Origin of the sequence: Fictibacillus phosphorivorans (genome assembly GCF_001619875.1) — a bacterium.
Lineage (GTDB): Bacteria > Bacillota > Bacilli > Bacillales > Fictibacillaceae > Fictibacillus > Fictibacillus phosphorivorans_B.
In genome coordinates, this window is record NZ_LRFC01000023.1 from 355933 (window position 1) to 378085 (window position 22153).

At 38.7% G+C, this 22153-nt stretch carries 15 protein-coding genes and 1 riboswitch; of the genes, 13 read left to right on the plus strand and 2 right to left on the minus strand.

Annotated features, from left to right (window positions below; translation table 11 throughout):
• Positions 1 to 20: 20 nt before the first annotated feature.
• On the plus strand, positions 21 to 776 hold the full coding sequence (locus AWM68_RS11255) for a TspO/MBR family protein (protein ID WP_066241407.1): 756 nt from the start codon (positions 21 to 23) through the stop codon (positions 774 to 776).
• 375 nt (positions 777 to 1151) lie between these two features.
• The gene (locus AWM68_RS11265; protein WP_066241411.1) at positions 1152 to 1589 is read left to right on the plus strand and encodes a hypothetical protein; all 438 of its coding nucleotides are present in this window, start codon (positions 1152 to 1154) and stop codon (positions 1587 to 1589) included.
• 47 nt (positions 1590 to 1636) lie between these two features.
• On the opposite strand, the gene AWM68_RS11270 is transcribed toward AWM68_RS11265, so the two are convergent.
• A complete protein-coding gene (locus AWM68_RS11270) occupies positions 1637 to 2965 on the minus strand; it encodes an oligosaccharide flippase family protein (protein ID WP_066241412.1) in 1329 nt (442 codons plus the stop codon).
• Positions 2966 to 3092: 127 nt separating this feature from the next.
• On the opposite strand from AWM68_RS11270, the gene AWM68_RS11275 reads away from it, so the two are divergent.
• The 8 genes from AWM68_RS11275 to AWM68_RS11310 all read left to right on the plus strand — a co-directional run bounded on the left by AWM68_RS11275 (position 3093) and on the right by AWM68_RS11310 (position 13302).
• Positions 3093 to 4370 carry a M24 family metallopeptidase gene (locus AWM68_RS11275; RefSeq protein ID WP_066241415.1) on the plus strand — a complete coding sequence of 426 codons (1278 nt, stop codon included), beginning with the start codon at positions 3093 to 3095 and terminating at the stop codon, positions 4368 to 4370.
• A gap of 74 nt (positions 4371 to 4444) precedes the next feature.
• Positions 4445 to 4936 carry an N-acetyltransferase gene (locus AWM68_RS11280; protein WP_066241418.1) on the plus strand — a complete coding sequence of 164 codons (492 nt, stop codon included), beginning with the start codon at positions 4445 to 4447 and terminating at the stop codon, positions 4934 to 4936.
• 191 nt (positions 4937 to 5127) lie between these two features.
• Positions 5128 to 6018 carry a GNAT family N-acetyltransferase gene (locus tag AWM68_RS11285; RefSeq protein WP_066241421.1) on the plus strand — a complete coding sequence of 297 codons (891 nt, stop codon included), beginning with the start codon at positions 5128 to 5130 and terminating at the stop codon, positions 6016 to 6018.
• A gap of 107 nt (positions 6019 to 6125) precedes the next feature.
• Positions 6126 to 7331, plus strand: a complete 1206-nt coding sequence (locus tag AWM68_RS11290; RefSeq protein ID WP_066241424.1) for a GTP-binding protein — start codon at positions 6126 to 6128, stop codon at positions 7329 to 7331.
• Between the two features lie 290 nt (positions 7332 to 7621).
• A complete protein-coding gene (locus tag AWM68_RS11295; RefSeq protein WP_066241426.1) occupies positions 7622 to 8362 on the plus strand; it encodes a CBS domain-containing protein in 741 nt (246 codons plus the stop codon).
• A 163-nt stretch (positions 8363 to 8525) separates the two neighbouring features.
• Positions 8526 to 11480 carry a formate dehydrogenase subunit alpha gene (gene fdhF, locus AWM68_RS11300; RefSeq protein WP_066241428.1) on the plus strand — a complete coding sequence of 985 codons (2955 nt, stop codon included), beginning with the start codon at positions 8526 to 8528 and terminating at the stop codon, positions 11478 to 11480.
• Complete coding sequence (locus AWM68_RS11305) at positions 11473 to 12018, plus strand: DUF1641 domain-containing protein (RefSeq protein WP_066241431.1); 546 nt, start codon at positions 11473 to 11475, stop codon at positions 12016 to 12018. The genes fdhF and AWM68_RS11305 overlap by 8 nt, the downstream gene beginning before the upstream one ends.
• 24 nt (positions 12019 to 12042) lie before the next feature.
• Entirely contained in the window at positions 12043 to 13302 is a 1260-nt protein-coding gene (locus AWM68_RS11310; protein WP_066241434.1) for an L-lactate MFS transporter, read from the plus strand.
• A gap of 359 nt (positions 13303 to 13661) precedes the next feature.
• Here the strand turns inward: AWM68_RS11310 and AWM68_RS11320 are convergent, their stop codons facing one another.
• The gene (locus AWM68_RS11320) at positions 13662 to 14564 is read right to left on the minus strand and encodes a LysR family transcriptional regulator (RefSeq protein WP_066241440.1); all 903 of its coding nucleotides are present in this window, start codon (positions 14562 to 14564) and stop codon (positions 13662 to 13664) included.
• Positions 14565 to 14703: 139 nt separating this feature from the next.
• On the opposite strand from AWM68_RS11320, the gene gltB reads away from it, so the two are divergent.
• The 3 genes from gltB to AWM68_RS11335 all read left to right on the plus strand — a co-directional run bounded on the left by gltB (position 14704) and on the right by AWM68_RS11335 (position 21800).
• A complete protein-coding gene (gene gltB / locus AWM68_RS11325) occupies positions 14704 to 19257 on the plus strand; it encodes a glutamate synthase large subunit (RefSeq protein ID WP_066241443.1) in 4554 nt (1517 codons plus the stop codon).
• A 25-nt stretch (positions 19258 to 19282) separates the two neighbouring features.
• The gene (locus tag AWM68_RS11330; protein WP_066241446.1) at positions 19283 to 20761 is read left to right on the plus strand and encodes a glutamate synthase subunit beta; all 1479 of its coding nucleotides are present in this window, start codon (positions 19283 to 19285) and stop codon (positions 20759 to 20761) included.
• A 109-nt stretch (positions 20762 to 20870) separates the two neighbouring features.
• Complete coding sequence (locus AWM68_RS11335; RefSeq protein WP_066241448.1) at positions 20871 to 21800, plus strand: manganese-dependent inorganic pyrophosphatase; 930 nt, start codon at positions 20871 to 20873, stop codon at positions 21798 to 21800.
• 141 nt (positions 21801 to 21941) lie between these two features.
• Positions 21942 to 22049, plus strand: a riboswitch (TPP riboswitch).
• The last annotated feature ends 104 nt before the right edge of the window (positions 22050 to 22153 follow it).

Sequence of the window (22153 nt, forward strand, 5' to 3'; positions counted from 1 at the left end):
CCAAAAGGAGGTAACAACGAATGTCTTCAAAAATTAGAGCTTACCTGAATGTTATAGCACTTCTAGCAGTAATTTTGGTAAATTATCTAGCGAACGCACTTCCGCTAAACGGCAACACAACAGGTGAATTATCAGCAAAGTATAACGTGCTTATCACTCCCGCTGGATATGTGTTTTCCATATGGGGCTTGATTTACTTGCTGCTTGGCTTCTGGGTGATTTATCAAGCGCTGCCAAAGAATCAAAATAAACCCGTATTCCAAAGCATCGGTTTATGGTCCGTGTTCAACTGTATCCTTAATTGTACTTGGATTTTTGTTTGGCATTATGAACAACTTGGCTCATCTTTACTCGTTATGATCGGCTTATTGCTATCTATCATCGTTATTTATACTAGGATTCAAAAACAAGAAGAAAAATCTTTATTTATCAGGCTGCCATTTTCAATTTATTTAGGATGGATAAGCGTTGCAACGATTGTAAATATGGCAGTAGTATTAAAATACAGCGGATGGAACGGTTTTGGTCTGTCGTCAGTCACGTGGACAATCATCATGCTATTTGTTGGGGCATTGTTAGCGATGTTTTTTACAATTCAAAACAAAGATTTCGTTTTTCCACTCGTATTCGTCTGGGCTTATATCGGAATCGGTGTCAGACACATGGGGAAAATCGATGTTCTTTCCAATACAAGCTTTGCACTAGCAGCCCTGATTTTATTGTTTGTAATTTGGAGAGCGGTCAAACACCGCAGCCACATACAGACGATGAAATGATGCAATGATTCTGTTTTCAAATTGGGAAGTTCTTCACACGAACCTTCTTCACTCTAGTTGAAAACTTGCTGGCAGAAGAACATGTGAGCAGTCTTAACACTTTGTCAGCAGAAAGAGTATGGATTTCTATCTCTAGAGCATTTTTGAAATTTGCCTCCGTGGGCAGGGGTGATTGGAGAGCAAGGTGTGAGACTCCTGGGGGATCAGCGGGACAGGTGAGACCCCTAACAGCGCATAACGCTAGGTGGCTCACCGCACGCCCCCCCCCCCGGAAAGCGAGCACCTGGAGCGGAGATCAACCACTTACAAGAGCAACGAAGTTTAAAAACAGTTCAAAAAATACCCAAAGCTTATATCTAAGAGGAGAATGAAACAATGGTTAAGTTATCGATGCCGATTGGCTTATTGATTGAATCAGCTATCGCTGGTGGAGTCACTGGGGAACGATTAATAGAAGTGATCAAGACGAAGAATATAGAAGCACTTCGGCATATAGGAAAAGAAGAATCTAGCTGGGCTTACTTGTTTGAATATGCAGAACAAAACGGGGATACCCTTGTTTCGGCTATACAAAATGGGTATACATATAAATTTATCACCATTCGCGGATTGCTCAACTTGCTGAAAACCAAGTATTCGGTAATAGAACATGAAGACTTCTTAATGAATGAGTTCAGTATCGAATTGAACCTTAAAGACGAGCAACTCGACTTTTTGCGTTCTCGTATTCCAAGTCAGTGGAATTTTACAAAACAAGAAGACGGTAAATATAACGTTCACGCTGCATTATCACAGCCAACATCAGTCGTATAACATAAAAGCGTCTTAGAGGCAGATGTTTTCCTCTTAAGACGCTTTTCTTATTCTTGAAAATGATTGATCGGCCGTAACCATGTATTGATGCCGATTGCTTTACACACTGAAAAATAATGAAGAAGCATCAACAGAACCGAACCTGCATTCATTCCAATAATGATTCCGTGCATGCCAAATGAAGGTTGTGACCCAAGAATATACATAAGAACGAATGACAGAGTAGTCGCCCACACCGATTGTATAAATGCAGTGGTAATTAAACCTAGCCCGATTAAGTAGGCTTGAAGCGGTATAAGGAAAAAGGTAAATAAAAAGCTTGGCCATAACAATTCTAGGTAAGTAGCTGCTGAATGAGAATGAAAGAACATAACGGTTAATTTTTCTGAGAACAGGAGAAAAATCGTTACGGCAGGAAAACCATATAACGCGGTTATTCCCATCACGCGGATCAGCAGCAGTTTAAGTTTCTCCACATCTTTTTTAGCTGTTGCTTCTGAAACTGTCGGAATTAATACCACTAAAAGTGAATGAGCAATAAAAGCTGGGAAAAAACCAATCGTAATCGCAACACCAGCCAATAAACCAAACTGCTCTGTTGCAGCTGTATCAGAAAGACCCGTCATGGAGAGGGAGTATTTTATTAGAAAAGGTTGAACAGCGTTAGTAACAGCATGAAATAAACGTAAACCAGTAGTTGGTATCGTAACGGCCATGAGGCTTTTCGTTACCTCTTTAGAGCTCAAGTGTTCATTTGAGTGTGACGCCATACGCCGATATTGAATCAGATAAGCTGTAAAAAGATATAGAAACACGACAAGTTCACTTCCAACGAAAGTAGCCAATGCTATAAGAATAGCGGTTTCTTTATCGAATGAGAAAAGTTGATAGATCCCCGTTAACAATATAAGCTGCGCCAGTTTTCGAAACAAATTTGAAAAAGCAAGTTTTCCCATTTGCTGTTTTCCCATAAAAAAACCTCTGGCAATCGAAGTAAGCGATATGAGAGGAATTAATAAGACCATCAACCACCTAACAAGAGGATGATAGCTATTGAATACCGGAATAAATGGGAGGATAATGACTGCTAGTACAATCATGGCAAGTGTAAGTAATACCGTTAACTTTGTAGCATGTTTTAACATGCTGTAATGTTGTCTGTCTTCTTTTTCAGCTACAAATTTCGAAATCGAGATGGGAAGTTCCAAACTAGCAATGATGATAATTAATATGACCGTTGGAAAGATGGACATGTAATGACCTAAGCCAAGTTCGCCCAATTGTCTTGCTAAGACCATGTTTACGATAAACTCTAAGCTTTCACCAACTAATGCAGCTGCCGCTAACAGTAATACGCCTCGAAAAAATATATTCATACATGGTGCATCTCCTTGTACACGTTGTCCTCCTATTCATATGCATTGAAAAATGAAACGAGACCTCAAAGGACTTTAAACTTAAAAAGAGAAAATAAGGATATAGCATTGTAAGGAGAGATAACAGATGAAAATACATACAAAAGGGAATTTAGCGTCGATAGATATAAAACCTTTAGCTGATCAACAACGTATAAAGGATGAATGGCTATTATCAAGACTTCAGAACCTATTGCCTGCTTTAATGAAAAAACATCAAACGGATATGTGGATTACAATTGGAAAAGAATATCATGAAGATCCTATCGGCATAACCTTTTTCCCATCAGCTATTGATAGCTCCAGAAGACTTACGATATTTGCTTTCATAAAGGAAAAAACATCTGAAGAAATCAAAAGGTACGTGATTTCTTCTAATAAACATTTTGAGCCGTTTTACAATTGTTATCCCGCTCAAAAAGGGGAAGATTCATTTAGTGTATTGAGAAGGATTATGGATGTTTATCAACCAGATCATATTGCTATTAATACATCTTCTTACTATTCATTCTGTGACGGGTTAAGTCACTCTATTTATGAACAGTTAAAAAGTTCGATTGGAATCGCTCATTCATCAAACCTCGTATCTTCAGAAAACCTTGCGATTGATTGGCTGCAGACACGCGTATCAACAGAGATAGAGACATACAAAGAATTAACAGACATTACAAAGAAAATTGTCGAACAAGCCTTTTCTTCTGTAAAAATAACTCCTAATGTTACAACTACAAATGACATCGTTACTTGGATTAATCAAAGAGTTTTGGACCTTGGATTAAAAACTTCTTTTTATCCAACAGTGGACATCCAGCGGAAGAATGGATCTGCTGACAGAATAGAGGGAACGATTCTGCATGGTGACATACTGCATTTAGATTTTGGTATCGAATATCTCGGTTTGTGTACAGACACCCAACAATTAGCATATGTTTTAAAATCAGACGAATCAGAAGTTCCTTTCGAATTAAAAAAGGCAATGAAAACAGCTAATGTGTTTGAAGATATCTTCTTCCAAACATGTAATGGTGGTATGTCAGGGAACGAGATCTTCCAAAGTGTTATAAACAAAGCAGCAGAACATAATATTCCGGCTATGCTGTATTCACATCCCATCGGATATCATTGTCACGGAGCAGGTCCCCTTATTGGGTTATACGATAATCAAGAAGCTATACCTATTAGAGGCGATTTGCCGATTGAAGAAAATACATGCTACGCATTGGAATTTAATATCAGACATTTTATTCCTGAATGGAATAAGGATATCCCTATCTATCTTGAAGAAACGGTATGTTTTAAGGACAATAAAATGCATTATTTGACAGAAAGACAAACAGAATTCTATCTCATACATCCAGATTGTTAATAAGTAACATTTGAAATCGGTCCCCACCTCTAGTACAATGTGAAACTGTGTGTTTCTTGAAGAGGGGGGATTTTATGTTACTACTTGGACAAGAAAAAGAAACAAAGCTCGATCGAAACGAACTTGAATTTCAGTTATTACGCATGCAGAACGACATGAAGCAAATTGCAAAAAATTATGATGTAATCGGTGTAGATCAAACAAAAGACGATAATCTAGTGATTGTATATAAATCTGAGCAGCTTGACCAGTGTAAAATTATGATAAATGATTGTGAGTCAAGATATGATGGCTGGAACTTTTCGATAGATGCCGTGTATGAAGATGAAAATACGCTTCATATTGGAGATATTAAAGGCCCTGCAAATAAGGGATATGGTTCCATCTGTATGCAATATCTAAAAGAAACGGCAACTGAAAAAAACATTCCGATCATTAAGGGTGATATTGCTGAAAGAGATTGGGGACACGTAGACAGACTCGTTCACTTTTATGAAAAACATGATTTTGAAATTGAACTGGATTTAGATAATAAATGCGGAAAAATTGAATGGAAAGACTTCTAAAAATGATGTGTATTGAGATACGCATCTTTTTTTATGTTCAATTTTCTGAATAATTATTATATTGTATATAATGTAGGCTCTTTTCTAAAAGCTGTATGCATAAAGAGCCCATTTTTACTAAGGAGGCCTCTGTGTCATGATAATCCACCTTTAAAATAAATTTATCTAAAGCGATTATTTAGGAGGCAAACATGAAAAGTGAACAAGTAACAATGAAAACAAAAGGTGATTTTGTTAACTTTTGTGTCAAACATAGAAGTAGGATTGACGAATCGTTTTTAAGTGATAAGGAACTCATAAATTATTCTCATGAGCTTGAGCAAGCTTATATGATAAGAGATGAAAAAGGAGAAGTAATTGGAGCTGTTTCTCTTTTGAAAACAGAAGAGTATATAACCTCTAAAAAAGCACGATTTCGTATACTTTTTAGTGAGTTGCCTGATAAGCTGATTTATCAGGAGCTAATTACTTCCATTCATTCTCATATAAACACAGGAGATTACATGTATACATTCTCTCATGAAAATCATAAAGAACTGAGAACGCTTCTCGAAAATGTTGGATTCCATGTAGAACGGTATGTATTTGTTATGGAAAGAGAAGATCTTGAAGGCACTTCGTTTCTTTTCCCAAAAGAATATATCTTAATGAGGTTTATAGAAGGTGAAGATGAACAATTTTATTGCAATGTAAGGAATGAAGCGTTTAAGCAACTTATTGGCTATACTCCATTAACAATTGAAGCCTTAAAAGATGCAGAAAAAGCAGAGGACTATTTAATTGGCGGAACTTTACTTTTGTTTCATAAAGAAAAGCCTGTCGGTGTCGTTCGTACAGGTAAAGAATATTTTAACGATGCTTATTATGCAACAGTCAACTCACTTGCCGTCTTACCAGAATACCAAGGGAGAGGCTTAGGAAGACACTTGTTGCGTGCATGCTTAACTAGAGGAAGAGAGGAAGGATTTGAAAAAGGTTTTTTATGCGTGAATGCTGAAAATGAAGGAGCTGCGAAACTCTACGAACAAGAAGGATTTTATAAAACAGAATCATTTGTTTGTTACTTTCTAGTCAAAAAATAACATTGTAAACCTGCTCAAAATGAGTAGGTTTTTTCTTTGTTTGACATATTAAATAAAGTGTTTTAAGATGTAAATCGTAATTATTACGATTTATAAAGGAGATAAGAATGATACATACACTTAAGAAAAGAGTTCCGGTTACCGTATTAAGCGGTTATTTAGGTGCAGGAAAAACCACATTATTGAATCATGTTCTATCAAATAGAAACGGCTTAAAAGTTGCCGTAATTGTTAACGACATGAGTGAGATCAATATAGATGCTTCCCTTGTTCAGAATGAGACAAAGCTTTCAAGAACTGATGAAAAGCTTGTTGAAATGACTAACGGCTGTATTTGCTGCACATTAAGGGAGGATCTCTTAATAGAAGTTGAACGTATCGTAAAAAATGGGGAAATTGATTATATTTTGATTGAATCAACAGGGATCAGTGAGCCCATCCCGGTCGCACAAACTTTTACTTATTTAGATGAGGAATCCGGTGTGGATCTCGCTTCTTATTGTAAATTAGATACGATGGTTACAGTAGTTGATGGAAACCGCTTTTGGAATGACTTTGCTTCAGGAGAAAGTTTGTTAGATCGGAAAGAAGCTCTAGATGATGATGACACGAGAGAAGTAGTTGACTTATTGATCGATCAGATTGAATTTTGTGATGTTCTTATTTTAAATAAATGTGATTTATTAGATATAAACGATCGAGAAGAATTAAAGAGAGTATTAAAAAAATTACAGCCTCAAGCGAAGTTAATTGAAACTGAATTCGGAAAAGTTGACCCAAAAGACATTCTATCGACAGGCTTATTTGATTTTGAAAAGGCCAGTGAATCTGCCGGTTGGATGAAAGAACTTGAAACAGAACATATTCCTGAGACAGACGAGTATGGTATTTCTTCTTTTGTCTATCGAAAGAAAAGACCATTTCACCCCGAGAGACTTTATACATTTTTAGAAAATTGGCCATCAGAAATTGTTCGTGCTAAAGGATTTATCTGGGTCGCATCTCGAAATGAATGGGCCATACTCCTAAGCCAAGCAGGAACGAGTATTATTTTTCAGCCTGCTGGTCATTGGGTTGCAGCATTGCCGTTAAGCGAACAAGAAGAGCTGATAGATGATGAAATGAATCAAAATGCGAACTGGGATGATGAATTTGGTGACAGAATTACTGAACTGGTTTTAATAGGGATTGATTTTAATAAAGAAAAAATTATAGCAGATTTAGATCGATGTATTTTGACGGATAAGGAAATGATTGATTCTCAATGGGAAACCTTGGACGATCCTTTACCCCCATTCCCAGAAAGTGAATAAAATGGTTAAAACGAATCCCAGGCGGGGTTCGGTTTTTTGTTTAGATTGTTTTAAATCTTATTTACCCCTTACCACTATCTCTGCGGTGTTATGCTGGGATATTTTCATGAGACCTTTAAAATCTTACGAGAAGCTTCTCAGGTAGCAGGTATGCACTACACTCTGTTCAATTTAAAGATGCATGCCTTTTTTTCAAAAGCAACAATCTGTTAAATAGCAATCTTGGTTTACTATATGATTCTTAAAGGGTAGTAAATAGGTACTGGAGTATAATTAAGGGGAGATAAAGGATGACGGTTACCCACATTAAAACAAATAAACAAAACAGCTTATCAGAAAGGTTTGAAATTTCCTTTAACCAAATTCACAAATGTTTAATTGATAAGGTAAAAGATACGAAAGATGACAGGTTTAAAAACCTGGTAGAGACTGGCATGACAAAACACTCCCTTATTCGCTCTTTTTACAACGAGCTTATTCAGTTTGCGAAATTGAGAAATGCAATTGTTCATGAAAAGGTGGATCATGATTACTACATCGCTGAACCTCACTTAGAAATTGTTGAACGAATCGAGAAAATTGCGGGATATTTTATGAAACCTGAAACAGCATTAAATATTGCAACGAAAAAGGTACAACATTTTAAAGAGAGTGATCGACTTGAAGATGTGCTTAGCTGTATCCGAAAGACCTCTTATTCCCGTTTTCCCATTTACAATGAAAAAGGCGAGTACCTCTGGCTTTTAACTGCTACCTATCTTTTAAACTGGTTAACTGACCGCCTTGCTGATCAAGTGATTGACTTAAACAATGCTAAAATTTCAGACATTGCTGATAAAAAAAATAAACAACTAGTTGCTTTTATTTCAAAGACTTCAAGTATCTTTAAAGCAGAAGAAATATTTGAAAACATGCATCGAGAAGGCAAAAAGCTTGAAGCTATTATTATTACCTTAAATGGAAGTGAAAATGAAAAACCTTTAGGAATTGTAACCTCGTATGATTTAATCGAAATCGATCTTGATAACTAACTGAAATACGGTAAAGACACTCCCCCAAGAGTGTCTTTTTACATGCAAAGTAATTTCTTCTGATTAGACTATTTTGTTTAAGGATATAACGATTAGGGAAACGAGAATTTGAGATGACTGAATATTTTGTAAGTTAATTTCTTTATGAAAGGGTGGAGATCATTTGTCAGAGTTCACAATTAAAATTAATGGCTCAGAAACAAAAGCAACGAAAGATCAAACAATACTTAATTTACTAACTGATTCCCCTGAACAAGTTCCTCATGTTTGCTATCATCCAAGCCTTGGACCTATCGAAACTTGTGACACCTGTATTGTAAAAGTGAATGGAGAATTTGTAAGAGCGTGTTCAACCACATTAAAAGATGGTGACGAAATCGATACCAATTCTGATGAGGTAAAAGAAGCGCAGGTTATTGGTATGGACCGAATTCTATTTAACCATGAGCTATATTGTACAGTTTGTGATTATAACAATGGTGGATGCGAAGTACATAATACGGTAAAGGAAATGAAAATCAATCATCAGAGCATCCCTTTTGACCATAAGCCATACGAAAAAGATAATTCTAACCCTTTTTATCGATATGACCCAGATCAATGTATCTTATGCGGACGCTGTGTGGAGGCATGTCAAGATGTTCAAGTAACCGAAACCCTCTCAATAGACTGGGAACGCGACAGACCTCGAGTGATTTGGGACAAAGATGTTCCCATTAATGAATCTTCTTGTGTTTCTTGCGGACATTGTTCAACCGTATGCCCATGTAATGCCATGATGGAAAAAGGCATGGAAGGGGAAGCAGGGTATATGACGGGGATCAATCGTGAGACTCTGCGTCCGATGATTGAAATAACGAAAAGTGTTGAAACGGGTTATGGATCTATATTAGCGATCTCAGATATGGAAGCGGCGATGAGAGAGCAAAAAATCAAGAAAACAAAAACGGTCTGTACGTATTGCGGTGTCGGCTGCAGCTTTGACGTTTGGACAAAAGGCAGAAAAATTTTAAAAGTAGATCCACAAATTGAAGCACCTGCAAACGGGATTTCAACTTGTATAAAAGGAAAATTCGGCTGGGATTTTGTAAATAGTGAAGAACGCCTAACAAAGCCGTTAATTCGTGATGGAGACTCGTTTAGAGAAGCATCTTGGGATGAAGCATACAACCTGATCGCATCCAAGTTTACAGAAATTAAAGAGCAGTACGGGTCACAAGCATTAACATTTATTAGTTCATCCAAATGCACGAACGAAGAATCTTATTTGATGCAAAAGTTAGCACGTGGTGTTATTGGAACAAACAATATTGATAACTGTTCACGCTATTGCCAAACCCCAGCTACTATGGGGCTGTTCCGTACGGTTGGACACGGCGGAGATTCTGGTACTATTAAGGATATTGAAAAGTCAGAGCTCGTTATCGTTATTGGATCGAACACATCAGAATCTCACCCTGTATTAGCAACACGTGTTAAGCGATCTCATAAATTACACAATCAAAAACTAATCGTAGCTGACCTTCGAAAACATGAAATGGCTGATCGAGCTGATATGTTTATTCAACCACGTGCAGGATCAGATTTAGTTTGGCTTTCAGCAGTCACTAAATATATTCTCGATCAGGGCTGGGCTGATTATGATTTCTTACAAAAACATGTCAACGGACTAGATACGTTCAATGAAAATCTTGAAAAGTTCACTTTAGATTATGCTGAAAAAGCAACAGGTCTTTCTCAAGATACTCTTATCCAATTAGCTGAAACGATCTCGCAATCAAAGAGTGTATGTGTCCTTTGGGCGATGGGAGTTACACAGCATATGGGCGGAAGTGATACAAGCACAGCCATATCCAACATGCTATTAGTAACTGGAAACTATGGACGACCAGGTGTAGGATCCTATCCGTTGCGCGGACACAACAATGTTCAAGGAGCTAGTGATTTTGGAAGTATGCCAGATCGTCTTCCTTCCTATGAGAGAGTGGCTGACGTAAAGGTTCGGTCCAAATACGAACAAGCATGGGGCGTAAAAATTCCTGAAGAACCAGGGCTTAACAATCACGAGATGGTTCAGGGAATACATGATGGAAATGTTAAAGCCATGTATTTAAAAGGTGAAGACATGGGGATTGTTGACTCTAACATCAACCATGTCCATGCGGCATACAAGAAACTAGACTTTTTCGTGGTTCAAGACTTGTTTTTAACAAGAACAGCTCAATTTGCTGACGTCGTTCTACCAGCTAGTCCTAGCCTTGAGAAGGAGGGCACATTCACGAACACGGAAAGAAGGATACAGCGTCTTTATCAGGTTATGGAACCACTTGGTGACTCTAAACCAGACTGGGAAATCATCCGCGACATTGCCAACCGGCTTGGAGCAGGATGGGATTACACACATCCTAGTGATATTATGGCAGAGGCAGCTCAATTAGCACCGCTATTTGCAGGTGTTTCTTACGAAAGATTAGAAGGATACAAAAGCCTTCAATGGCCAGTAGCAGAAGATGGAACAGATACACCTATCCTTTTTACAGACGGATTTCCGTTTGAAGATAAAAAAGCTCGCCTGTATCCAGTTGATTGGACAGAACCAAAGGAATTTGGGGAAGAGTACGACATACATGTTAACAATGGCCGATTACTTGAACACTTTCATGAAGGCAATATGACGTATCAATCCAAGGGAATTACTTCAAAAACACCAAATACTTTCTTAGAAGTCTCTCATGAATTAGCCAAAGAAAGAGGGCTGAAAGACGGTACTCTCGTAAGACTATCTTCTCCTTATGGAAGTGTTAAGGTACAATGTTTAATTACTGATCGAGTAAAAGGAAAAGAAGTCTATCTACCTATGAATGATAGCGGTGAAGCAGCTATCAATTTACTCACAAGCAGTTATTCTGATAAAGATACAGATACACCTGCTTACAAAGAGACAAGTGCTAAGCTCGAAATACTAAAAGAAGAAGGTGTGAATCCACTTCCGAAGACAAACTTCCGCTATGGCAATCCACAGCCACAAGTAGGAGTTGGTGTAGAGAAAAAGTGGGCAAGAAAGGACTATATCTTTCCTGGAGATGTTGTAGAAAAGGAGCGAGAGCAACATGGCTAAGGCGATTAAGAACATTCATAAACTATCGTTATCAGAGGAAGAAAAACGTTCAAATGACCTTCGTGAAGTGGAAGATGCTCTAATCGAGAATAAAGCAGCCATCTTGCAGACCTTGGAGATTATGAACCATATGCAGGACAAAGGACTTCTCGCACTATTAAACGGCTTATTCGGGCAAGGTGACAAAGTGCTAAATATTGCGGTGAAAGCGATAGATAAGCCAGAAAACACAAATACGTTAAAAAACCTTCTCTTGCTTCTTGGTACACTTGGGATCATCAATGTGAAACAGCTTGAACCTTTCTTATTAAAAATTAATGCGGGTATTGCCCGCGTCGCTGATTATAAAGACACAGAAGAAAAGACCAGCTATTTTGATTTGGTCCGCTCGTTAAAGGATCCAGAAATTAATAAAGCGATCACCATTCTTATGCAATTCTTGAAAGGGATGGGACAAGACACGGAGCCATATGAAAAAACAACACAAGATACTCCTGAAAAACGTGTGAATCAAACTAAAGATAAAACGTTAGAGTAAATCTATCTAAAGGAGAAAAAACGGATGGCTAAAAAAGAGAAGAACCGCTGGCTGATTGCTGCTGCAGCTGTAGGAATACACATTTCTATTGGATCCGTATATTCCTGGAGTGTATTCACAAACCCACTTCGGGAAGAACATAACTGGGGACTAAGTGAAATTTCATTTACATTTAGTATTGCGATTCTATTTCTGGGGCTTTCTGCTGCTTTTATGGGGCATTTTGTTGAACGATTTGGTCCTAGGATTTCTGGAATGATAGCAGCCGTCTGTTTTGGAGCAGGACTCCTAGGCTCTGGGTTCGCTGATAGTATTGGATCTTTGTATTTGCTTTACTTTTTCTATGGAGCTCTAGGAGGAATTGGCCTTGGGATCGGCTATATTACACCTGTTTCTTCTCTTGTAAAATGGTTTCCTGACAGAAGGGGCTTAGCTACTGGCCTTGCTATCATGGGGTTTGGTTTTGCCTCTCTCATTGCAAGTCCTGTTATTGCAAGATTGATATCAGGGATCGGAATTTCAAACACATTCTATTTATTAGGAGGAGTTTATTTTACGATCATGTTCTTATCTTCACTATATCTTTCACCACCTCCAAAAGATTGGCAACCAGAGGGAATGAGCAAAGATAACGTGAAGGAAGATAAGCAAACAAAAGACCTTTCCCAATTAACAGCTAATGAAGCCGTTAGAACCATCCGTTTTTGGGCATTGTGGGCCATGCTTTTTATAAACGTGACGTGCGGGATTGCTATTATTTCAGTAGCATCTCCTATGGCACAAGATATTGCTGGCTTAAGTGCGGCAGCTGCAGCAACAATGGTAGGTATTATGGGTCTATTTAATGGGTTTGGCCGAATTGGCTGGGCATCGGTATCCGACTATATCGGTCGGCCAAATGTATATACAACATTCTTTGCATTGCAAATCGTAGCTTTTGTGCTATTACCCAATGTTACTAACGCCTTTTTCTTTCAATTGTTGGTATATGTGATCCTTACATGTTACGGAGGTGGCTTTGCTTCGATCCCCGCTTACATCGGTGATTTATTTGGGACGAAACAATTAGGAGCCATTCACGGTTATATTCTAACAGCATGGGCTGCAGCTGGACTTGTCGGGCCACTTGTTGTCTCATGGATTCGAGAATCAACAAACAGTTATTCTTTGACCCTTTATATTTTCACAGGAGCTTTCATTGTCGCTCTCGTCATTTCCTTACTTATTCGCATTAATATTCGCAACGTTCGAAAAAAAAGTGGACAATCTCACGCTGTTAGTTAAATAAAACAGGAAAAAGCAATGCAAAACAAACATCAGAAGAAAATTTGGTGTTTATATGCAAGATTGAAGAGAGAAGCTTGGCTATATGCCAGGCTTTTTTCATTTGGAATAGGTGTGGAATTATAGCATTCTTTATGAAAAAAACAGAATCTTTATGGAACAAGCAAAATGGAGTGGTAATCACGGAATTTTTGCTGAACATCAAGGAAAAAATCCCTCCGATCACGGAAAAAACGCCTTCAATCAAGGAAAAAGGAAAAAAGCTGAATTCTTGTCCATCCCATAAGAACACTGCTTCTAAATCCGCATAAAAACCGACAGCTCCCAAGTAAAAAGGGAACTACCGGCTATAAAAAGATTTATTGATATTGCTCTAAAACGGAGAAGAATTTAATGACAAACTCATAAAACACATGTTCAGCTGGCGCTAATTCTCGGCTGCGCGGTGTAATAACCCCCACTGTTCGCTTAACGTCTGGAATATCAATCGGGATTTTTACCGTAAAGCGCGGCTTTGTTTCATAAAAGGAACTATCGGGTAACAGTGTAACACCCATCCCAGCAGTAACTAATCCTTTTATCGCATCTAAGTCTTCACCTTCACACGCAATTTTAGGAACAAAGCCTGATTCTTTACAAGCATTAACAACCACTTCACGTAAGATATACCCATCTGGAAATAGAACAAATTCATCATTACGAAGATCACTCAATAATAAACTTCTTTTTTCGGATAATGGATGTTGGTCAGGCAATAATGCCGATATTTTTTCGGTAAAAAGAATATGACCTTCTAAATCAGGATCATTAGTTGGGACTGGGCCTAAAAATGCCAGATCAATATCACCGCTTTTTACGCTCTCGGTTAAGAAACGGTAAGATCCTTGCCTTAAATGAAAGGCGATATTAGGATGTTCCCGTTTGAAAGCGGAAACGACCGTAGGAAGAAGATGACCGGCTAAACTAGTAGGAAATCCGATCTTAATCGTACCTCTTTCTGGATCCAGATATTCATCAATTTGCTTTTTGGCATGGTCTATCGCTTTCATAGCCGTCTTTGCATGTGTGAGAAACAAGCGTCCAACAGGAGAGAGTTTAATGTTTCTTCCTTCTCTTTCGAATAATTCAACACCTAACTCTGATTCTAAATTTGCGATCTGACGGCTTACAGCAGATTGCGCTACATGAAGGGCTAAAGCTGCTTCAGATACGTGTTCACGCTCAGCAACTTCAATAAAATACTGTAATTGTCTAATTTCCATTGCATTGTCACAACCAATCATTCTCATTTTGAGATCGTTTTAATCTAAATTATATATTGTTTCGATTAATTATAAAACTTAAACTAAATGAAAGAAAGTTTCGAATATTCAACTTGAAAATGTTAAGGGGGAGTTAAAAATGACCTACAGTCAATTTCCAGCACCACAAGGGTTATATAGTCCGAAAAACGAACATGATGCTTGTGGAATTGGTCTATATGCTCATTTAAAAGGGCATGCTACCCATCAGATTGTAAAAAAAGGACTGCATATGCTATGCCAGCTTGATCACCGCGGAGGACAAGGAAGCGATCCTTTAACAGGGGATGGAGCAGGCTTAATGACTAAAATACCACATGAATTTTTTAATAAGGTAACGAATTTTGCTCTGCCTGAAAAAGGACGATACGGTGTCGGAATGATCTTTTTCCCAAATGACAAAGAGGCACAAGAGAAACTAGAGAATCAGATCAATCTACTGATTGAAGAAGAACAACAAACACTTCTAGGTTGGAGAACGGTCCCTGTGGATTCGGATTCAATCGGAGAGAAAGCAAAAGAGACTTGCCCTGTAATTAAGCAAGTTTTCATTACTCGTAATGATTCTATCACTGACGAGCTTATGTTTGAACGGAAACTTTTTGTTATCCGTAAACAGGCAGAACACTGGGCTAGACAAAACGGACTACAAATGTATTTCGCAAGTTTGTCTTCACAAACAATCGTTTATAAAGGACTTTTAACACCAGAACAAGTAGATACTTTTTATGCCGATCTGCAAGATGAGGATTTTTTGTCCCCGTTTGCTTTAGTGCATTCCCGTTTTAGCACAAATACGTTTCCGACTTGGGAACGCGCTCATCCTAACCGCTATATTATTCATAACGGTGAAATCAATACGTTACAAGGCAATATGAATTGGATGAAAGCACGAGAAAAGCAGTTTGTATCTGAAGTGTTTGGAGAAGACATTCATAAGCTGCTTCCGATATTAGATGCTGATGGAAGCGACTCTTCCATATTGGATCAAGCTTTTGAATTTTTTGTACTTGCAGGGAGAAAACCATCTCATACCGCAATGATGCTAATTCCAGAACCTTGGAGTGAAAACCCCCATTTGGAGGAAGAAAGAAGAGCATTTTATGAATATCATAGTTGCTTGATGGAGCCATGGGATGGTCCAACTGCGATTTCTTTTACAAACGGAAAGCAAATTGGAGCGATTCTGGACCGAAATGGACTGCGCCCTGCAAGATATTACGTAACGAAAGATGACTATATTATCTTTTCTTCAGAAGTTGGTGTTATTGAAGTAGAGGAAGAGAATGTATTGTATAAGGAACGACTAAGTCCGGGCAGAATGCTCCTCATTGATTTAGAAGAAGGGCGAATCATCACTGACAATGAGATCAAAACAGAAATGGCAAGTGAACATCCTTATGATGTGTGGCTTACTAATGGACTTCATCATTTAAAGAATGGAGAAGAGCCGGCTGTTACATTAGAGAATGTTAGAAGTAAACAAAGAGCTTTTGGCTATACGTATGAAGATATTCATAAGTACTTGATTCCGGTTATAACAGAAGGTAAAGATCCGATCGGGTCGATGGGTAATGACACACCACTCGCGGTATTATCAGATAACCCTCAATCTTTATTTAATTATTTCAAGCAATTATTTGCACAAGTGACAAACCCTCCGATCGATGCGATACGAGAGAAAGTTGTAACATCAACGATGACATTGCTCGGTGCTGAAGGAAACCTTCTTCATCCTGGTCCGCAAAACGCGAAGAGAATTCAGTTGGACTCACCAGTTCTAACAACGAATGAATTTAACCAAATCAAGAACCTTACAATCTCTGACTTTAAAACGGCGGTTCTGCAAACTCTTTTTTCGGAAAATTTAGAAAGTGGATTAGAATCTTTATTTCAAAGTGCAGAAACGGCTATAGCTGATGGAGCGAGTCTATTAATCTTGTCAGATCGCGAAATGAGCCATACCCAAACGCCTATCCCTGCACTGCTTTCTGTAAGTTCATTGCACCATCACCTTGTAAAAAAAGGTTTACGAACAAAAGTTAGTTTAATAGTTGAATCTGGAGAAGTAAGGGAAGTGCATCATTTTGCAAGCTTAATTGGATATGGAGCTGATGCAATCTATCCATATTTAACTTACAGAACATTAGAAGAAGCGATTCAAGAAGAACATATCCATCTATCACTCACAAAAACGGTCGCTACTTATAAAAAGGGAATTACAGATGGAATAGTAAAAGTAATGTCTAAGATGGGAATCTCCACTGTACAAAGTTATCGTGGTGCTCAGATCTTTGAAGCAGTAGGAATTGGTAAAGAAGTGGTTGACCGTTACTTTCCTGCTACCGCTTCTCAAATCGATGGTATTACGTTGAATGAGATTGAAAAAGAAGCTAAATTACGTCATCTCCAAGGGTTTGTTGATACGATCGACGACTTATTAGATTCAGGAAGTGACTTTCAATGGAGAAAATCAGGGGAACATCATGCCTTTAATCCAAAAACCATTCATACGTTACAATGGGCTTGCCGTAAAAATGATTATTCGTTATTCAAAACCTTTTCTAAACTTGCAGATGATGAGAGAACAACCTTCTTAAGAAACTTGTTCTCATTCAAACCAGAAACGAATCGAGTTCCGCTAGAAGAAGTTGAACCGGTTGAAGAGATCGTTAAACGTTTTAAAACAGGTGCTATGTCCTTTGGTTCATTAAGTCAAGAGGCACATGAATCACTCGCTATCGCAATGAATCGTCTTGGAGGAAAAAGCAACAGCGGAGAAGGCGGAGAAGATCCAGCTCGATTCATGCCAGACGAACTTGGCAACAACCGAAGAAGCAGCATCAAACAAGTGGCCTCTGGAAGATTCGGTGTTAAAAGTCACTATTTAGTAAACGCTGATGAGCTCCAGATTAAAATGGCGCAAGGAGCTAAACCTGGTGAGGGCGGGCAGCTTCCAGGAAATAAAGTATATCCATGGGTAGCTGATGTTCGAGGATCTACGCCAGGAGTAGGATTGATTTCACCTCCTCCACATCACGACATTTATTCGATTGAAGATATGGCTCAATTGATTCATGATCTTAAAAACGCTAACCGTGCTGCTAGAATCAGTGTAAAACTCGTTGCCAAATCAGGTGTTGGTACGATTGCAGCAGGTGTTGCTAAAGGTGCAGCAGATGTCATCGTAATCAGCGGATATGACGGAGGAACTGGAGCTTCTCCAAAAACGAGTATCAAGCATACGGGACTTCCGTGGGAATTAGGGCTAGCTGAAACTCATCAGACACTGATGCTTAATGGCCTTCGTGAACGTGTAACACTTGAGACAGATGGAAAACTGATGACAGGAAAAGATGTTGTTCTTGCCGCTTTATTGGGAGCAGAAGAATATGGATTCGCAACTGCGCCACTTGTCGTTTTAGGCTGTGTGATGATGCGTGCTTGTCACTTGGATACTTGTCCTGTAGGTGTTGCTACGCAGAGTCCCGAACTTAGAAAAAAATTCATGGGTGACCCTGACCATGTCGTAAATTACATGCGATTTGTAGCAGAGGAAATACGTGAAATCATGGCAGAACTCGGGTTTCGGACGATGGAAGAGATGGTAGGACGTACAGATGTACTAACGGTTGGAGAGAAGGCAAAAAGCCATTGGAAGGCAAAGCATCTTGATCTTTCAAGACTTCTTTATCAGCCTGAAGGCGTTCGTACACGACAGACTTCTCAGAATCATAAAATCGAACACTCACTGGATATGAAGGAGATTCTGCCGCTGCTGAGTCCTGCATTAGAGAATCAGAAGCCTGTAGCATTAAATCTTTCAATTAAAAATACGAATCGGGTAACAGGTACAATCGCGGGAAGTGAGATTACAAAACGATATGGGGAAGCAGGACTTCCGGAAGATACAGTTACCCTTACTTTTACCGGATCAGCAGGTCAAAGTTTTGGGGCATTCATTCCACGAGGGATGACGATGTACCTGAATGGAGACAGCAATGATTACTTCGGTAAAGGGTTATCTGGAGGGAAGATGATCGTTGCTCCTCCAAAAAACTCTGATTATTTGGCCGATGATAATACAATTGTTGGTAATGTAGCTTTTTATGGTGCAACGAGCGGAGAAGCATATATTAATGGCCTTGCAGGAGAAAGATTCGCAGTTAGAAACAGTGGTGCAAACATTGTTGTTGAAGGGATCGGAGACCATGGCTGTGAGTATATGACAGGCGGCCGAGTGGTCGTGTTAGGTAATGTAGGAAAGAACTTCGCTGCTGGTATGAGCGGTGGTATTGCATATATTTACACGCATCAGCCTCTGCTGTTTAAACGTTTATGCAACAAAGAGGGTATTGAATTTGAAAGATTGATTGATTTGGAAGAAACAGAATCTGTCAAACAACAAATCATTAATCATTATGCTTTTACACAAAGTGAAAAAGCTGCAGCGATTCTACAAAATTGGAAAACGGCACAATCACATTTCGTAAAAGTGATTCCTAAAGATTACAAAGAAATGATTAAGAAAATTGATGAAGAGATAAAAGCCGGTTTTACGGAACAAGAAGCGATCATGAATGCATTTGAAGCTGGATCTGCTCCTAAAAAGGCAGCAGGCAGACCTGGCCCAACTAAATTAATCTTGAAATGAGTTGAGATGAAAGGAGAGATTGAATATGGGTAAACCAACCGGATTTTTGGAATTCCCTCGTGAAGAAACGATAGAGAGAAAACCTCTCCACCGTCTTAAAGATTGGAAAGAATACACTGAAAAACAGCCTGAAGATATGTTAAAAAGACAAGGTGCAAGATGTATGGATTGCGGGACACCTTTTTGTCATATCGGGCTTGAAATCAACGGGGCAGCTGCAGGCTGCCCCATTAACAATCTGATTCCTGAGTGGAATGATCTTGTTTATCGCGGAAAATGGAAAGAAGCCCTGGATCGTCTAATGAAAACAAACAATTTTCCTGAGTTTACAGGACGGGTTTGCCCAGCACCTTGTGAAGGTTCATGTACGGTAGAACTTGCAGGACCCGCTGTAACCATTAAGAACATTGAAAGAGCGATCATTGACAAAGGATTTGAGAATGGCTGGATTCAACCTAGGATTCCAGAAAAAAGAACAGGGAAGAAAGTAGCGATCATTGGTTCAGGTCCAGCTGGACTTGCTGCAGCCGATCAATTAAACCAAGCAGGTCATTCTGTAACTGTTTACGAACGAGATGATAGAGCGGGCGGATTGTTAACATACGGAATCCCTAACATGAAGCTGGACAAAGAGATTGTGGAGAGAAGAATCACATTATTAAGACAAGAAGGCATTGACTTTGTTTTAAATACTGAAGTAGGAAAAGATATAATGCCTGAAGAACTAAAATCTCAATATGATTCTATTATCCTTTGTACAGGTGCACAGAAACAAAGAGACTTGAAGCTCGAAGGAAGAGAGTCCAAAGGTGTGCACTTTGCCATGAACTATTTAACTCAGGCTACAAAAAGATTGTTGAACATTGAAGTGAATGAGCCTTTGATAGATGCAGAGGGAAAAGACGTAATTGTCATAGGCGGCGGAGATACAGGTGCTGACTGTGTAGCGACTGCCCTTCGTCAAAAGTGTAAGAGCGTTGTTCAATTCGGCAAACATCCGAAGCTCCCAAATGCACGAAGCAATGCGAACATGTGGCCAGAACAGCCTAACATTTTTACAATGGACTACGCCTATGAAGAAGCTACGGCTCAATATGGCCACGATCCAAGAGAGTACTCTGTCCAAACAAAAAAAATAGTATCTGATGCTGAGGGAAATTTAAAAGAACTTCATACCATTCAAATGAAAAGAACATCAGATGACCAAGGTAATATTGTCTTTGAAGAGATCCCTGGATCCGAAAAAGTATGGCCGGCAGATCTTGTTTTTATTGCCATTGGTTTTGAGGGTACTGAACAGCCCGTTTTAAAAAAATTTGGTGTTGAAACTAAGAACAATAAAGTAGATGCCAAGCATGGAGACTATAAAACAAACGTAGAGGGAATATTTGCAGCTGGTGATTCTAGACGTGGTCAAAGTCTGATCGTTTGGGCAATTCAAGAAGGGCGTGACTGTGCTCGTCAAGTAGATCAATCATTGATGGGAAGTACGGTTTTGCCTTAATGCTTTTTTCCATGCTACAATAAACTCCAAAAGCCACATGCTGTTCAATTATGATAAAATAAGGCTTGGTTATTAAAAAATAATTTATGTATTCATAAGGAGTAGAAGCATGGAAAAAGTACTTATCTTTGGACACAAAAATCCAGATACTGACACGATTACTTCAGCGATCGTATATGCTGATCTGAAGTCTAAATTAGGACAAAATGTAGAAGCAATCCGCCTTGGAGAAATTAACGGTGAAACGAAGTACGCATTAGAATACTTTAAAGCTGATCTTCCACGTCTAGTTGAACATGTTTCAGATGAAACAAAATCGGTCATTTTAGTTGACCATAATGAGCGTCAGCAAAGTGCGAACGATATCGACAAAGTCCGAGTACTAGAGGTCATTGATCATCACCGCATCGCAAACTTTGAAACAAGCGATCCTCTTTATTACCGTGCAGAGCCTGTTGGGTGTACGGCAACCATCTTGAACAAGATGTACAAAGAAAAAGGCGTTGAGGTAGAAAAGAACATCGCTGGTCTTATGCTTTCTGCGATAATATCGGATTCTCTTTTATTCAAATCACCGACTTGTACAGAAGAGGATGTTGAAGCAGCACGTGAACTTGCTGAAATTGCAGGCGTAGATGCTGAGACTTACGGTCTTGAAATGCTTAAAGCAGGTGCTGACTTAAGCGATAAATCAGTTGATGAACTTATCTCACTAGATGCTAAAGAATTCAATATTGGTGCAAGTAAAGTTGAGGTAGCACAAGTAAATACCGTTGATGCTAGTGATGTATTAAAGCATCAAGCTGAACTTGAAAATGCCATTACAAAAGTTATTGATGAAAAAGGTTTAGATCTGTTCATGTTTGTTGTTACAGATATTCTAACAAATGACTCAACAGCTCTTGCCCTTGGAAAAAGAGCACAATCTGTTGAAGATGCATACAACGTGAAGTTAGAGAACAACACAGCGATCCTTAAAGGCGTTGTTTCTCGCAAAAAACAAATCGTACCTGTACTAACGGAGACAATGAGCAAATAATCGTTGGCTGTAAAGGGCAAAACCATTTTTAGGTTTAGCCCTTTTTTAGCTTCAGGCTGCTCGTATTCAAAGGGTTCCTTCAAAACGGTTGACAATTTTAACGAGCCTGCTATTATTTAAAACATGATAACAACTTAATACTAAAACCACTAGGGGTGCCTTTCATAAGGCTGAGATCGAAGTGTGACTTTGAGACTCTTAGAACCTGATCTGGATTATACCAGCGTAGGGAAGTGGTGTTGCGGAGCTTTATACATAATGTACTGTTCTCCATATACAACCACTTTCTCTATTGAAAGTGGTTTTTTTATTGAGTTCTTATCTAAAAGATTATTGCTTTAAAGTCAATCACT